Origin of the sequence: Streptomyces odontomachi, from assembly GCF_024435355.1 — a bacterium.
GTDB lineage: Bacteria > Actinomycetota > Actinomycetes > Streptomycetales > Streptomycetaceae > Streptomyces > Streptomyces odontomachi.
This window is the reverse complement of the sequence record NZ_JAMJWG010000005.1, coordinates 420,058-433,846: the sequence shown is the minus strand read 5'-3', so window position 1 is coordinate 433,846 and position 13,789 is coordinate 420,058. Positions and strand designations below refer to the sequence as shown.

Sequence of the window (13,789 nt, the reverse complement as noted above, 5' to 3'; positions counted from 1 at the left end):
GAAAGGCGCCCTGCGGCGCCATCCGGGGCGCCCCCGAGCGTGATGTTGGGGCCCACGGCCACCAACCAAGGGGCGCGGGGAACTGCGCGACCAACCCACCACCCGCCGGTGGCCCGAACACGACAGAAACAACCCCTCCAGGACCGTGACGACCCGACGGGCCCGTCGTGGCTGCTCGCGCCCACGCGGCGGAGCCGCATACAGACACAGCCCCGCGCCCCTTCAGGGCGCCGCGGTGGCCGCACGCCGCATGGTCACGGTGACGTGCGGACCGCTGGGCGGCGGCTGGCGATGACTCGTCTGGCCAGGGAACGGGGGCTGGTCAGGAAGCCCCAGCCCCAGCTCATGTGCATCGTGGCGAGCGCCAGCGGAATCCGTATGCGGGCGCCGAAGGACATGCCCCGCCCGGCCGGCACCGAACCGGCCACGATTCCCGCGACGTACGCCCCGGGCACCAGCAGCGCCCACGGTGTGACCGCGGCGCCCACCACCAGGCCGGCGGCGATCGCGCACACGGCGGTCGGCGGGGCGAGGTAGCGCAGGTTGATGGAGCCCTCGTGGTAGCGGGCGACGACGTGCCGCCAGCGGCCGTAGTCCTTGTACTGCTTGGCGAGCGCCCGCACGCTGGGGCGCGGCCGGTAGGAGACCCGCAGTTCGGGCGAGAACCAGATCAGGCCGCCCGCCTCACGGATCCGGAAGTTCAGCTCCCAGTCCTGGGCGCGGATGAACTCCTCGTTGTACCCGCCCTGCTGTTCCAGGGCCGCACGCCGGAAGACACCGAGGTAGACCGTCTCGGCGGGAGCGGCCTGGCCACCGGTGTGGAAGGCCGCGTTGCCGACGCCGATCCTGGAGGTCATGGCGGCGGCGACGGCGTGCTCCCAGTCGTTCTCACCCTCGGCGTGCATGATGCCGCCGACGTTCTGCGCGCCGGTCTCCGCCAGCAGGCGCACCGCGGTCGTGATGTAGTCGGGCGACAGCATCCCGTGGCCGTCGACGCGGACCACGACCGGGTGGCGGGACGCCTTGATCGCGGCGTTCAGCGCGGCGGGGGTGCGCCCTGTGGGGTTCGGCACGGTGTGCACCCGCGGGTCCTCGCGCACCAGCTCGGCGGCGATCTCGTCGGTCCGGTCCGTGGACGGACCGAGCGCGATGACGACCTCCATCTCGCCGGCGTAGCGCTGGGCCAGGATCGCTCGCACGGCAGTGCGCAGGTGCCGCTCCTCGTTGAGGACGGGCATGATCACGGAGACGGCCGGGGCCGGGTCCGCGGGGCTGGGCGTGCGGGGATCGGGTTCCATGATGTCTTCGCTGTCTTTCGGCCGGGGGTCGCGCTGCTGTCGCCCGCTCGCTGTGGCCTCGCGCCTTGCGGGCACCGGCCGCCCCCGGGGCGCCGGGCCGCGGAAGGCGGGTCCGGACGCGGGTGCCGGGTCCCTTCGGGGCACATGTGCCTCGGCGGGCCGGTCCGCGGCGGGCCGGGTGCCACGCGGCGGCATCAGCCCGCCACGTTACCGCGTACGGGGGACAGTGGCGCGCGCCGTCCGGTCGACGGCCCGGCGCGTGCGCCGCAGGGACGTACTGTTCTGGGCGATCGCCCGGCCCCGCCCCGCGGAGGTGTCCCGTGCCCACGCCGCCACGCTCCCCCGCGCACCCCACCCGCGCCCGCGCCGGGCGACCTCCGCGTCGCACGCCACCACCGGGCCGCACGCCGCCACGAGGCCGCACCCCGGCGCCGGGCTGGGCCCCGCCCCCGCGCCGGCCCGGCCGCCCCGGCCAGCCCCCGGGGCGCCGGGCGACGGGGGCGACGGCGGTGCGGGGCGGGGGCGGCGGCTCCCGCTGGGCGATGCGGACCGCGACGGCGATCTCCGTGCTGGTCCTGGCCACCGCCGGCATCGGGCACGCCGTGGTCACCAGCCTCGACGGCAGCATCGACCGGGTCGACCCGTTCAGGGACATGAAGAACCGCCCGGACGCGGGCCGCGGGATGAACGTCCTGCTGGTCGGCACCGACGGCCGGGACAAGATCAGCAGGCGGGAGCGGCGCGCGTACCGGCTGGGCGGCACGCCCTGCCACTGCACCGACACCATCATGATCGTGCACCTGTCGGGCGACCGTAAGCGGGCGAGCGTGGTGAGCCTGCCGCGTGACTCCTACGCGGTGGTTCCCGCGCACGTCGAACCGAGCACCGGCCGGCACATGCCCTCCCACCCGGTCAAGCTGAACGCGGCCTACGCGGAGGGCGGCCCGCAGCTGACCGTGCGCACCGTGGAGCACATGACCGACGTCAAGGTCGACCACTACGTGGAGGTCGACTTCACCGCGTTCATGAAGACGGTGGACGTGCTCGGCGGCGTGGAGATCTGTGCGCCGCAGCGGCTGGTCGACTCCTACACCGGTCTCGACCTGACCGCGGGACGCCACCGGCTGACCGGCGGGCAGGCCCTTCAGTACGTGCGCTCGCGGCATGTCGACGGCGACGCGGACCTGAGCCGGATGGAGCGCCAGCAGCGCTTCCTGGCCTCGCTGATCGCCGAGGCCACCTCTTCAGGGGTGCTGCTGAACCCCGTGAAGTTCGGCCTGCTCACCCACACCGTGCTGGGCTCGGTGCGCGCCGACCCCGGGTTCGGGCCGCGCGAGATGCTGGACCTGGGGCACGCGATGCGTTACTTCGCGCCGGCGTCGTCCGAGTTCACCACCGTGCCGGTGCGGGACACCGCCCACAAGGTGCCGGGCCTCGGCTCCACCGTGCAGTGGGATCTGGTGCAGACCCGGCGCCTGTTCACCGCGCTGCGCGACGACCGGCCGCTCGCCCCGCCGGCGGCGGCCCAGCGTGCGACGGGGGTCCCGGTGGACCCGCACCGGATTCGGGTGCAGGTCGTCAACGGCACCACCACGCGGGACCTCGGCACCCGGGTGGACGGCGCGCTGCGGGGCACCGGGTTCCGCACCACGGGCGCCCCGGTCGCCGGGCGCGACCGTAACGTTCACCACACGGTCGTGCTGTACGACCCGCGCTGGGACCGCTCCGCCGCGTCCCTGGCGGCGGCCCTGCCCGGCAGCGTGCTGCGCCCGGCCACCGGTCAGGGCGCGGTCCTGAAGGTGGTCGCCGGCTCCGACTTCCACGGCATCACCCGGGTCCGCCTCAAGGATCCCGACCCCCGCCACGTCAACGCGGTGACCGGCGACCAGGTGGCCTGCCCCTGACCTGGCCTGGCCTGGCGTGACCCTGCCCGACCCTGCCTGACCTCGCCTTCAGGTCCTCGTCCGGGGCCTACCTCAAAGGCACACGAACTAACCGGAATACGACCTCTCACTTATGCGGGTCGATAGCAGCGTATGGAATATGCCACACCCCTATGCCACGCGCCGCACGCTATGCCGCAGGTCGCACCGCTATGACTTGGACCGCTGGATGACGTTTGCATCATCTTCGCAACAGCCCCGTTCCGGTCGCCCCTGCACTCTGGGAGGACGTCGGCCCGACCCTGCACACTGGGCCGTATGAGTGACTGGCATGGCGGCACCTCCCGTCCGCGCGGAACCGAGGGAGGAGGGTGGCCCGAGGATCCGCAGGCCCGCTACGGCGGCGGCAGCGGCAGTGCGCAGCCCGACGGCCCGCAGGTGATGCGGCAGGTCCGGCGTGGGCAGGTGCCGCCCCGCCCCAGACCGTCCGCCCCGCCGTACGACGCCCCCGGGCGCCCGGGCATCCCGGCGCAGCCGACGGCCAGACCCGGCGACCCCTACGGCGCGGGGGAGGACGACTACGGCCAGGAACCGTACGACAGCGGTTACAGCGACGGGCAGGTGTACGGCTCCCGGCAGGGCGGTGCCCGAGGCGGCGGGGGCGACGACGGTTACCCGCCCGGCGAGTACCGGCCGAGGCCGCGCTGGGGCCGACGCATCCGGATCGGGGTGCTGACCCTTGTCTTCGTGGTGCTGGTCGCGGCCGTGGGCACCTACTTCTGGGCGGACTCCAAGCTGCGGCGCGAGGTCGACCTGTCCAAGGTCATCGACCGCCCCGAGGCGGGCAAGGGCACCAACTACCTGATCGTCGGCTCCGACAGCCGCGAGGGCATGACCGACGAGCAGAAGAAGGACCTGCACACCGGTTCGGCCGAGGGCAAGCGCACCGACTCGATGATCATCCTGCACGTCGGTGACAACGGCGACACGATGGTCTCGCTGCCGCGCGACTCCGACGTCGAGATACCCACCTTCAAGGGCTCGGAGTCCGGCAAGACCTACCCGGGCACCGGCAAGCACACCAAGCTCAACGCCGCCTATGCGATGGACGGCCCCGAGCTGCTGGTGCGCACCATCGAGGCCAACACCGGGCTGCACATCGACCACTACGCGGAGATCGGCTTCGCCGGCTTCGCGAACATCGTCGACGCGGTCGGCGGCGTGGAGATGAACCTGGACCACGGCTTCAAGGACAGCTACTCGGGCGCCGACTTCAAGGCGGGCAAGCAGACCCTCAACGGCCAGCAGGCCCTCGCCTTCGTGCGCACCCGGCACGCGTTCGCCACCAGCGACCTCCAGCGCACCAAGAACCAGCAGGCGTTCCTGGCCGCCCTGGCCCACCAGGTCGCCACCCCGTCCACGGTCCTCAACCCGTTCAAGCTGTACCCCGTGATGGGCGCCGGCCTCGACTCGCTCATCGTCGACAAGGACATGAGCCTGTGGAACCTGGCCTCCATGTTCTGGGCGATGAAGGGCGTCTCCAGCGGCGACGGCAAGCAGATGAACATCCCGCTCAACGGCTCCTCCGGCGGCAACCTGCTGTGGGACAAGGCCAAGGTCAAGACCCTGGTCGACGAGCTGAAGAACGACGAGAAGGTGACGGTGTCGGGCAACTGACCCCGGTCGACCCCACCAGTCTCCGACCTGGCCGAGCGCCCCCCATCGCTGCGGGCGCGCCGAAGGTCCCCACCCGGCCCCCGGGCCCGGCATCACGCCGGACCCGGGGGTCGGTCGCGTTCCGGGCGCGCCCTGGTGTCTTGTCAGCGCCGCGACGGTCGGCTACTTTCCGGTAACCCCGTGAGAAATGACAAGTGTTCACCTTTCCGGCCCGCCGGGACGGCTCGCCGGCGGGTGGTCACGGCACCTTCCCTCGCACTTCCGCTCCCCGCACGCAGGAGGAACAGATGCCCCACCGCACACGGCGCCCGGGCCCTCGCCGCAGCCGCAGGCCGGCCGCCCTCGCCGCCGCGGCGGCAGCGCTTCTGACCGCTGCCGCGCTCAGCGCGCTCCCGACCCAGCAGGCCGCCGCCGCGGACGCACTGCGCGAGGTCATGTTCGTCGGCAACAACTGGGACGGAACCGCGGACGTCATCAAGTCGAGCGGTGACTTCGCACGGATCGGCCGGATCAACGTCGTCCCCGACAGGGACGAGCGCCTGGCCGAGATCTACCTCAACCCCGTGAAGCTGGCCTACTTCCTGGGCATCCGCGAGGGCGTCGGCGAGGGCCACGACCAGCTCGTCGACGACATGTACGCCACCCCCGACGGCACCTCCCTCGTTGCCTCCCGCCCCAGTTTCGCGGACGTCGTCTCGATCAACCTGACCACCGGAAAGGTCAACTGGCGCTTTCCGGTGGCCGGCTTCCGCGCCGACCACATGGCCGTCTCACCCGACGGCAACCGCGTCGTCGTCTCCGCCTCCACCACCAACGTCGCGCAGGTCCTGGACATCAACACCGGCACCCTGCTCGGCCAGTTCACGACCGGCGACAAGCCGCACGAGAACGTCTTCACCGACGGCGGCAGGTACATCTGGAACATGTCCATCGGCAACGTCGAGACGGACCTCGACGACTCCGCGCTCGACTGGACCAAGGGCGACCGGCACATCACGGTCGCCGACGCCACCACGTACAAGGTGGTCAGGACCATCGACATGCGCGACCGCCTCGACGCCTTCGGCCGCGACGACCTGTCCGACGCCGTCCGCCCGGCCGTCTTCAGCCCCGACGGCTCGAAGCTCTACTTCCAGGTGTCGTTCTTCAACGGCTTCCTGGAGTACGACGTCGCCACCGACAAGATCACCCGCGTCAAGACCCTCCCGGAAAACCCCGCCACCAGCCCTGACCGCACCGACTGGGTCAACGACTCCCGCCACCACGGCATGTCCATGAGTCCCGACGGCGCCGAACTGTGCATCGCCGGAACGATGGACGACTACACGACGGTCGTCGACCGCTCCACCTTGACCAAGGGTCCCCTGATCCCCACGTCCAAGCCCTACTGGGCCACGGTCAGCGGGGACGGCAAGGACTGCATCGTCTCGGAGAGCGGCGCCGACCAGGTCACGGCGATCAGCTTCGCCACCGGCGAGAAGGTCACGTCGGTTGCCGTCGGCGACCACCCGCAACGCGTCCGGCTGGCCCACGTCCCGGCCGACTGGACCGGTCCCACGGGCTGAGCGCGATCGGGGCGGCGATGGGCCCGATGCGGCGGGGACTGCCTGATCGTCCGGGGCGTCTGACACCGTTCACGCCGTTCTGAAGACCCACTTGCGGCCGCAGGCGGTACAGAACCAGCTGTTCTCCCACAGCGAGAGGTCCTTGTCGTAGCGATCTTTCCTCTTCCGGTACGCCGTGTCCTTCTCCACCCGCTCCAGGTACTCCTCGTACTCGTACCGGGCTTCGCGACGAAAACCGAAGAAAAGGTCGGCCCCGCATATGACAACGAGAAGCGTGGCCATCATCGGCATGGACACCGGCAGGAGTTGCAGGACAGCGGTACTGCATATGAAGGAGAAGAACGCACGCATCCCGACCGGAAAATCGTCCCATTCATACCGAAGACACCATGCCGCGATCAAGAAGGGGGCCCCGACCAGCACCGTCCAATACCAGGCCCATGACGTGGTGAAGGCCGCAAGCGCCCATCCGAACCCACCTGCGGCACAAGCGGAGAACACGACGACCGCACGCTGCCTGCTTGTGACGCCCTTCGCCGGCTCCGCCCCCGGCCCGCCGCCGGACGGCGATTCAGGCTCGATCGGCGGGCGAGCCAATATCGCCCAATTGTTGCGGGGGATGAAGCCCTTCCGCGGTAGGACGCTCAAAGCGTTCTCGTTGAAGACGACCGTCGTCTTTTTCAGGGGGGCACCACATCCGACCTTGACCCGGGGCGGCAGTACTGCGGCGTCGGTCACGCAGCGCTTCCCGCCCGGCCCGTAGCTGCCGACGTATACCTGCGTGTAGCTTCTCCGGTCCTCGTTCCGCCAGGACTGATTGAACAGGTCCCGGCCCGCATACTGCCCGTGGTTGTCACCGTGGACTCCGGACCTCACCTCGGCCACGAGATCCCCTACCGCTGGATGAGGGAACGTACGGGCTCAAGGATCGCGGTGATCGCGGGGGCAAGGGCCGCAAAGAACCTGGCCCGGTCGGCGGCGACCACAAGGCGGGACTCCGCCTGCACGAGATCTCCACCAGTGGCCGATGCACGCGCCTCTTCCAGGACCGGAGCCACCTCTTCGGCGGCTTCGGCACCGAACGCGCCACGTCGAACCTCTCCCAGAAGATCCTCCAGCTTGGCGCGGATCTGCCGCATCTCCTCCTCGGCGGCCCCGTTCTCGTTACGGATATCCCTTCCAGCCACCTGGCCCACGTTGTTTCCGCCCACCCAAACTGAATACCTGTTCGGTTCGCCGGTCAGCTCAACCACCTCCTGAAGTAACCGAAGTACCTGCACGGCCAAGGGACCCCGGCCTGCTCACGCAGCACAACGCGCTTCCCCCGCGCATCGCCACGCTAGAAGGCACAGCCCGAGAAGGCTCGCCACAGCGCGAAACGTATTCGCCCTCACGCGCAACTCGTCGCTGAAAACTGCTTCAATGGGGTCCGAAAAGAAGGCAGCGCGCGACCATGCTCCGGTTCTCCGAACTGTGTGCGGCCCGCGCAGGGGGAGGACATGCCATATGAGCAACGGGCACTTAGTCCACGCTGACCGGGCCTCACGAAACAGCATGCGGACCGTGCAGAACATGGTGCGGCCGGACCAGTTGCAGAGTGCGGCCTCGGACTTCCTCGTGCCGTTACGGGTGACCGCGCCCGACCGTCAACCCTTCCGCGCGACCGCGGAATTCGCCGGAACCACAGGCCTGAGCGTCGGGCGGCTGCGCTGTGGACCGCACCGAGTGCTGCGGGAGACAACGGCGATGTCCTCCACCGATCCCGACCTCTTCAAGATCACCCTGCACCTCGGCGGCACCGCGGTGACAAGCCAGGACGACCGGCAGCGGCGTGTGCGGACCGGTGATCTCCTGGCCATCGACACCACCCGCCCCTACTCGCTGCGCCTCCTCGATCCGTGTGACGTCGTGGTGGTCGGCGTCTCACGGACGCTGCTGGGCCCGCACGCACAGACTCTGGCCCGCCGCAGCGGGGAGGCAGTACCCGCCGACAAGGGCCTGGCCGCCCTGTGCGCCGGGCTCCTGGCCACACTTGGTGATCATGTGGACACGGTCACCGGCCCCCGTCCGGAGTTCCTCCTCGGTGCGATGACCAATCTGCTGATCGGCGCCCTGACCGGCATCCCCCCGGAACACATGGAGACTCCGAGCGGCTCCCACATCGACCGGATCGTCGCCTACACCCTCGGCGATCTGGGCAACGAGAAACTGTGCGTCAAATCCGTCGCCGCCCAGCACCGGATCTCCCCGAGGCGGCTACACCAGCTCTTTCGCGGTCGGGAGCGCACCTTCACCGAATGGGTACGGCACGAGCGCCTCGAACGGATCCACCGTGACCTGGCGGATCCCGCCCAGTCCAACCACACCATCACCGCCATCGCCAGGCGCTGGGGCGTTCCCAACACGTCGCACCTGGCTCGGGCCATGAAGAAGAAGTACGGGTACACGGCAGCCGAACTACGTCGCTCCGTCACGTCCTCCGCGACCCGCCCCTGAGTCCTACGGACGCCGGCGCACGGTTCCGGTTGTCTCCCGGGCATCCCCTGTCCCGCCCCGTTCGACCAACTTCCCGGACTCCGCCGCCGCCTCTGTGCGGGGTTCCACGGCGGCTCCGACGCCCGGCAGCCGGGCACCGCGGCTCACGGCGACGCGGTGCACCTCGCCGAGCGACTCCGTGAGCCGGACCGCGAGCAGGTGCAACTCGCCCTGCGTCCAGGTACGCCCGGCGAGCACCCGCGCCGCCTCGCCGAGCAGTTCCTCCGCCAGCTCGAGTTGGGCCTCCTCCAACTCGTCGGCGACGTCGGAGACGTAGCCGCCGGGGTCCCCCGCGTCGCCGTACATGAAGCAGGGATTGCCGTCGGCGTTCGTCCAGGGCAGCAGCCGCACGACACCCCGGTTCCGGCCGGCGCCGGCGCATTCGGTCACGGGAGACCTTCTTTCGGTTCTCGAATTTACGTTCCCTCCCGCCCCGTTCGAGGTAACGCGATGGCTGCGGGGGCTGCCTTTTCGTAGGGTCGCGAACGGGGGCGGGGGAATGGCTTTTACGATCCCCTGCACCAAACGCCACGTGAAGCATTTCCGTGTCCCCAATGGCCGGTTGGGGACAGCACCCCGGGGAGGGCGCCACCACCATGGAATTGAGCAACGAGAACCAGAAACTCACTCCCGCGGTTCGCCTGGGCCGCCGCCTGCGCCGGCTGCGCGAGGCTCGCGGGCTGTCGATCCGGCAGCTCTGCGAGCAGCCGGGCGTCGGCCCGACGTCCCACAGCTACATCGGGCGGGTGGAGCTGGGGCAGCAGCTGCCTTCGGAAGACTTAGTGAGGAGTCTGGACCGGTTCTTCGAGACGGACGGGGTTCTTTTCGATCTCTGGGAGATGGCGACCGACAGGGCAGTTCGCGACTACACGCGCAAAGTCATGAAGAAGGAATCCGAGGCCGTACGCATTCGGGTCTTCAACTCCAGCATGGTCCCTGCGCTTCTCCAGACGGAGGACTACATGCGGGAAGTTTTTCGCAGGTCGCTGCCAAACGCATCGGAAGACAAGCTGAACGAACTCGTATCCCTCCGGATGAGTCGACAGTGGATCCTTAAACGCGAGGAACCACCGTACTATTGGGCAGTCCTGGATGAAGCCGCTCTAAGGCGACCAGTCGGCGGCACAAGAAGTATGGCTGCGCAGCTTCAACACCTGTTGCAGATGGCCAAGCGTCCTTACATCACGGTCCAAGTGGTCCCGTTCGATGCAGGGCCATACCCTCTGCTGAGCAGCTTCCTGACCTTGCACATGCTGGGTAACGGCGGGATGATCGCGGGAGTCGAGAGCTTTGATGACGGCGAGTCAGTAGAGTCACCCAGGCGGCTGGCTGAAATCATCCATCGTTTCGATCTGGTCAGCGCACTGGCCTTAACAGACGAACAATCCCTGGATCTTATCGGTGAATATTTGAAAGGGTACGAAAATGACGTCGATTCCTGATGCCACGACCTTGACCCTCTGGCGAATGTCAAGTTACTGCGAAAACGCTGACGGAGCGTGCCTCGAAGTCTCCGACGGCTCTACCGACGACACCCCCGTCCGCGACAGCAAGAACCCCCACGGCCCCGCCGTGATCTTCCCGAACACCACCTGGTCGGCGTTCGTCGCCGCCGTAAAGGAGAATCGACTCCCGTAGGGCACCGCCGGGCGGGAGTAGCCTGACGGCGCACACGAAAACGCGGTCCGGTAGGTAGCCCGGACGCTGCCGCACCACAGCCGTCGGCGCCACCGCCGACGGCGTCACCGCGGCAGTCTGTATCCGTCCTCTCCAGGGATGTCCGGTGTGCCGGAATCCGGCCTCGTCAGGCCGGCGGCTGGCATGCATGGAGAGAGCATCGTGATGACCACCTCGGTGACCCTGACCATCCGCTTCGACGCCCCGTTCTGGGTGGGAGTCCTGGAGGTCGAGGAGGCGGGCGCGGTCCGCGCCACCCGGCACGTGTTCGGTGGTGAACCCACGGACGCCGAGCTGCACCAGTTCCTGCTGCGCCACGGCACAGCCCTGCTGGCACGCGCGGAGGCCAACCCTCCCGTCCCCGCGGAGACCAGGCGCCCGGCGCGGCAGAACCCGAAGCGGGCCGTACGGCTGGCCGCCCGGGAGGCGGCCCGGGTGGCTCAGGGGCAGCGCGGCACCGCGTCGCAGGAAGCGCTACGGCTGGAGTTGGAGCAGCGCAAGTCGTCGGGCGCTGCCGAGGCCAGGAGGCGCAGGCAGGACGCTGCCGAGCGCAGGTACGCCCTGGCCAAGGCGAAGCGCCGGCGCCGGAAGCGGGGGCATTGAGGGGGCGCCGCATGCGGCCCCGGTTCGCGTCCCATTGACAGATGCGGGTTTCTGGTTCATACCAATAGGGTCCAGCGCAAGGCCCGCTGACGCCGGATCAGGCGTCGGGCGGGCCCGCCGGACGCCACCGCACTCCCGCATGCATCGCCGCACCTGAGGAGAGTTTGACAACGTTGTCGTCGATCTCTCCTCGGGTGCCCCCACCGATGGAGGAGAACCATGCGCTTGCGCTCCGCCGCCCTCACCATGGCCGCCCTGGCCACCGCAGTCGCCACCGGTCTGCCGGCCGCGTCCGCCGACGCCGCGCCGACGCGGTCCGTCTCGTTCGACCAGGCCGCGCAGGCCAGAGCGATCGCCTACTGGACGCCGGCCCGGATGGCCGCCGCGGTCGACCTGGACGTGCCGGACAAGGGTGGCGCATCCACCCGGACGCGGGTCGCCCAGAGTTCACCGCAGCGCTGGACCGGGGGCGGCCTGATCGCCACCACCGGGGGGAAGGTCTTCTTCCACAACCCGAAGGACAACGGGGACTACGCCTGCTCCGGCGACGCGGTCAACAGCGACAACAAGTCGGTCGTCGCCACGGCCGGGCACTGCGTGGTGGACGTCGACGGCACCTCGTACACCAACTGGGTGTTCATCCCTGCCTACGACCACGGCAACCGCCCGTACGGCACCTTCACCGCCACCTCCCTGCACTGGGAGGCGCAGCGCATAGGCGACTCCGACGCGGCCTGGGACGCGGCCTTCGCCACGGTCGGCCAGGTGAACAGGCGGCGGCTGGTGGACACCGTCGGAGGCCAGGGCATCGGCTTCGACCAGACGCCCGGTCAGAGCGTGTACTCCTTCGGCTACGGCGGGTCCGACGCCGAGGGCAACGGCGAGCAGATGAACTGGTGCACCGGCACCGAGATCAACCCGGGCGGCCACGAGGGCGGCGGGGTCTGGGGCATCGACTGCGTGCAGTCCGGCGGGTCCAGCGGCGGGCCGTTCCTCCAGAACTTCGACCCGAGCACCGGCACCGGCATGCAGATCGGCAACATCAGCATCAGCGCGGGCTCGTACGAGTACCACCCGTACTACGGCTGGGAGGCCGCGGCCGCGTACAACGCCGCGCAGGGCTCCTGACCGACGCGGAGCGGGACCGCGCGGTGTCCCGCTCCGGCCGACCGGCGCCGATGCGGTGCCGGTCGGTGCCGGTCGGCGACCGGTCGGTGCGGAGGAACCCCGCTACGGCAGGTTCCGCGCCATCACGATGCGCTGGACCTGGTTCGTGCCCTCGTAGATCTGGGTGATCTTGGCGTCCCGCATCATCCGCTCCAGCGGGTAGTCGCGGGTGTAGCCGTAGCCGCCGAGGAGCTGGACGGCGTCCGTGGTGATCTCCATGGCGGCGTCGGACGCGAAGCACTTGGCCGCGGCGCCGTAGAACGTCAGCTCCTGGCCCTGGCCGTCGGCGCCCTCCGAGACCCGCTCGGAGCGTGCCGCCGCGGCGTAGGTCAGCTGGCGGGCCGCGGCCAGCTTCATCGCCATGTCGGCGAGCATGAACTGCACGCCCTGGAAGTCGCCGATCGGCTTGCCGAACTGCTTGCGCTCCTGGACGTAGCCCTTGGCGTAGTCGAGCGCGCCCTGGGCGATGCCGAGGGCCTGCGCGGCGATGGTGATGCGGGTGTGGTCCAGGGTCTTCATGGCGGTGGCGAAACCGGTGCCCTCGTCGCCGATCATGCGGTCGGCGGGGATGCGCACGTTGTCGAAGTAGACCTCGCGGGTCGGGGAGCCCTTGATGCCGAGCTTCTTCTCCGGGGCGCCGAAGGACACTCCCTCGTCGGACTTCTCGACGACGAAAGCGGAGATGCCGCGCGAGCGCTTCTCGGGGTCGGTGACCGCCATCACCGTGTAGTACTCGGAGACGCCGGCGTTGGTGATCCAGCGCTTCACGCCGTTCAGCACCCAGTGGTCGCCGTCGCGTACCGCCCGGGTCTTCATGCCGGCCGCGTCCGAGCCGGCCTCCGGCTCGCTCAGGCAGTACGAGAACATCGCGTCGCCCGCGGCGAGCGGCGTCAGGTACTTCGCCTTCAGCTCCTCGGAGCCGGAGAGCATCACCGGCAGCGAGCCGAGCTTGTTCACCGCCGGGATCAGGGAGGACGAGGCGCAGACCCGGGCGACCTCCTCGATCACGAGGACGGTGGCGAGCGCGTCGGCGCCCGCGCCGCCGTACGCGTCAGGGACGTGCACGGCGTGCAGGTCGGCGGCGCGCAGCGCGTCCAGCGCCTCCTGCGGGAAGCGTCCCTCCTCGTCCACCTCCGCGGCGAACGGGGCGATCTTCGCCTCGGCGAGGGACCGCACGGTGTCCCGGAGCAGCTCGTGCTCCTCGGACAGCTGGTACAGGTCGAAGGCCGCGTCCTTTGCCGATCCGGATCCCGATCGCGCCACTACTGTCACTCCCCAGGGGTGCTCACTCGATACTCACCGCACGGAAACCGCGGGTCGCGGCGGGTGGTCGTCCGCACCGCGCCGGCGGGCGCACGCTTGCTAACTACTGTTAAGTAACCCG

General features: G+C 69.7%; 13 protein-coding genes. 8 read left to right on the top strand and 5 right to left on the bottom strand.

Translation table 11 applies throughout. The features are described from left to right. Positions 1-254: 254 nt before the first annotated feature. Positions 255-1,298 (bottom strand): glycosyltransferase family 2 protein, encoded by a 1,044-nt coding sequence (locus NQO67_RS14620; RefSeq protein WP_255950346.1) that lies wholly within the window; start codon positions 1,296-1,298, stop codon positions 255-257. 320 nt (positions 1,299-1,618) lie between these two features. On the opposite strand from NQO67_RS14620, the gene NQO67_RS14615 reads away from it, so the two are divergent. The 3 genes from NQO67_RS14615 (at position 1,619) to NQO67_RS14605 (ending at position 6,423) form a co-directional block, all read left to right on the top strand. After that, a complete protein-coding gene (locus tag NQO67_RS14615) occupies positions 1,619-3,202 on the top strand; it encodes an LCP family protein (protein ID WP_255950344.1) in 1,584 nt (527 codons plus the stop codon). Between the two features lie 297 nt (positions 3,203-3,499). After that, the gene (locus NQO67_RS14610) at positions 3,500-4,858 is read left to right on the top strand and encodes an LCP family protein (RefSeq protein ID WP_255950343.1); all 1,359 of its coding nucleotides are present in this window, start codon (positions 3,500-3,502) and stop codon (positions 4,856-4,858) included. A gap of 287 nt (positions 4,859-5,145) precedes the next feature. Next, positions 5,146-6,423 carry a YncE family protein gene (locus NQO67_RS14605; RefSeq protein WP_255950342.1) on the top strand — a complete coding sequence of 426 codons (1,278 nt, stop codon included), beginning with the start codon at positions 5,146-5,148 and terminating at the stop codon, positions 6,421-6,423. A 69-nt stretch (positions 6,424-6,492) separates the two neighbouring features. Here the strand turns inward: NQO67_RS14605 and NQO67_RS14600 are convergent, their stop codons facing one another. Both NQO67_RS14600 and NQO67_RS14595 read right to left on the bottom strand, forming a co-directional pair. After that, complete coding sequence (locus NQO67_RS14600) at positions 6,493-7,308, bottom strand: hypothetical protein (protein WP_255950341.1); 816 nt, start codon at positions 7,306-7,308, stop codon at positions 6,493-6,495. An 8-nt stretch (positions 7,309-7,316) separates the two neighbouring features. After that, positions 7,317-7,676 (bottom strand): hypothetical protein, encoded by a 360-nt coding sequence (locus NQO67_RS14595; RefSeq protein WP_255950340.1) that lies wholly within the window; start codon positions 7,674-7,676, stop codon positions 7,317-7,319. A 319-nt stretch (positions 7,677-7,995) separates the two neighbouring features. Here NQO67_RS14595 and NQO67_RS14590 point away from each other — a divergent pair, with 319 nt between their 5' ends. Next, on the top strand, positions 7,996-8,919 hold the full coding sequence (locus NQO67_RS14590) for an AraC family transcriptional regulator (RefSeq protein ID WP_255950412.1): 924 nt from the start codon (positions 7,996-7,998) through the stop codon (positions 8,917-8,919). 3 nt (positions 8,920-8,922) lie between these two features. On the opposite strand, the gene NQO67_RS14585 is transcribed toward NQO67_RS14590, so the two are convergent. Further along, positions 8,923-9,348 (bottom strand): hypothetical protein, encoded by a 426-nt coding sequence (locus tag NQO67_RS14585; protein WP_255950339.1) that lies wholly within the window; start codon positions 9,346-9,348, stop codon positions 8,923-8,925. Positions 9,349-9,554: 206 nt separating this feature from the next. Here NQO67_RS14585 and NQO67_RS14580 point away from each other — a divergent pair, with 206 nt between their 5' ends. From NQO67_RS14580 to NQO67_RS14565, 4 genes are all read left to right on the top strand, one after another. Further along, complete coding sequence (locus NQO67_RS14580; RefSeq protein ID WP_255950338.1) at positions 9,555-10,400, top strand: DUF5753 domain-containing protein; 846 nt, start codon at positions 9,555-9,557, stop codon at positions 10,398-10,400. Next, positions 10,384-10,596, top strand: a complete 213-nt coding sequence (locus NQO67_RS14575; protein WP_255950336.1) for a DUF397 domain-containing protein — start codon at positions 10,384-10,386, stop codon at positions 10,594-10,596. Before NQO67_RS14580 ends, NQO67_RS14575 begins: the two co-directional genes overlap by 17 nt. A 204-nt stretch (positions 10,597-10,800) precedes the next feature. Further along, positions 10,801-11,238: a YjdF family protein gene (locus NQO67_RS14570; protein WP_255950335.1), complete on the top strand. Its 438-nt coding sequence runs from the start codon at positions 10,801-10,803 to the stop codon at positions 11,236-11,238. A 219-nt stretch (positions 11,239-11,457) separates the two neighbouring features. Next, entirely contained in the window at positions 11,458-12,366 is a 909-nt protein-coding gene (locus NQO67_RS14565; protein ID WP_255950334.1) for a trypsin-like serine peptidase, read from the top strand. A 102-nt stretch (positions 12,367-12,468) separates the two neighbouring features. Here NQO67_RS14565 and NQO67_RS14560 read toward each other — a convergent pair whose 3' ends face one another. Then, a complete protein-coding gene (locus NQO67_RS14560) occupies positions 12,469-13,668 on the bottom strand; it encodes an acyl-CoA dehydrogenase family protein (RefSeq protein ID WP_255950333.1) in 1,200 nt (399 codons plus the stop codon). Positions 13,669-13,789: the final 121 nt, after the last annotated feature.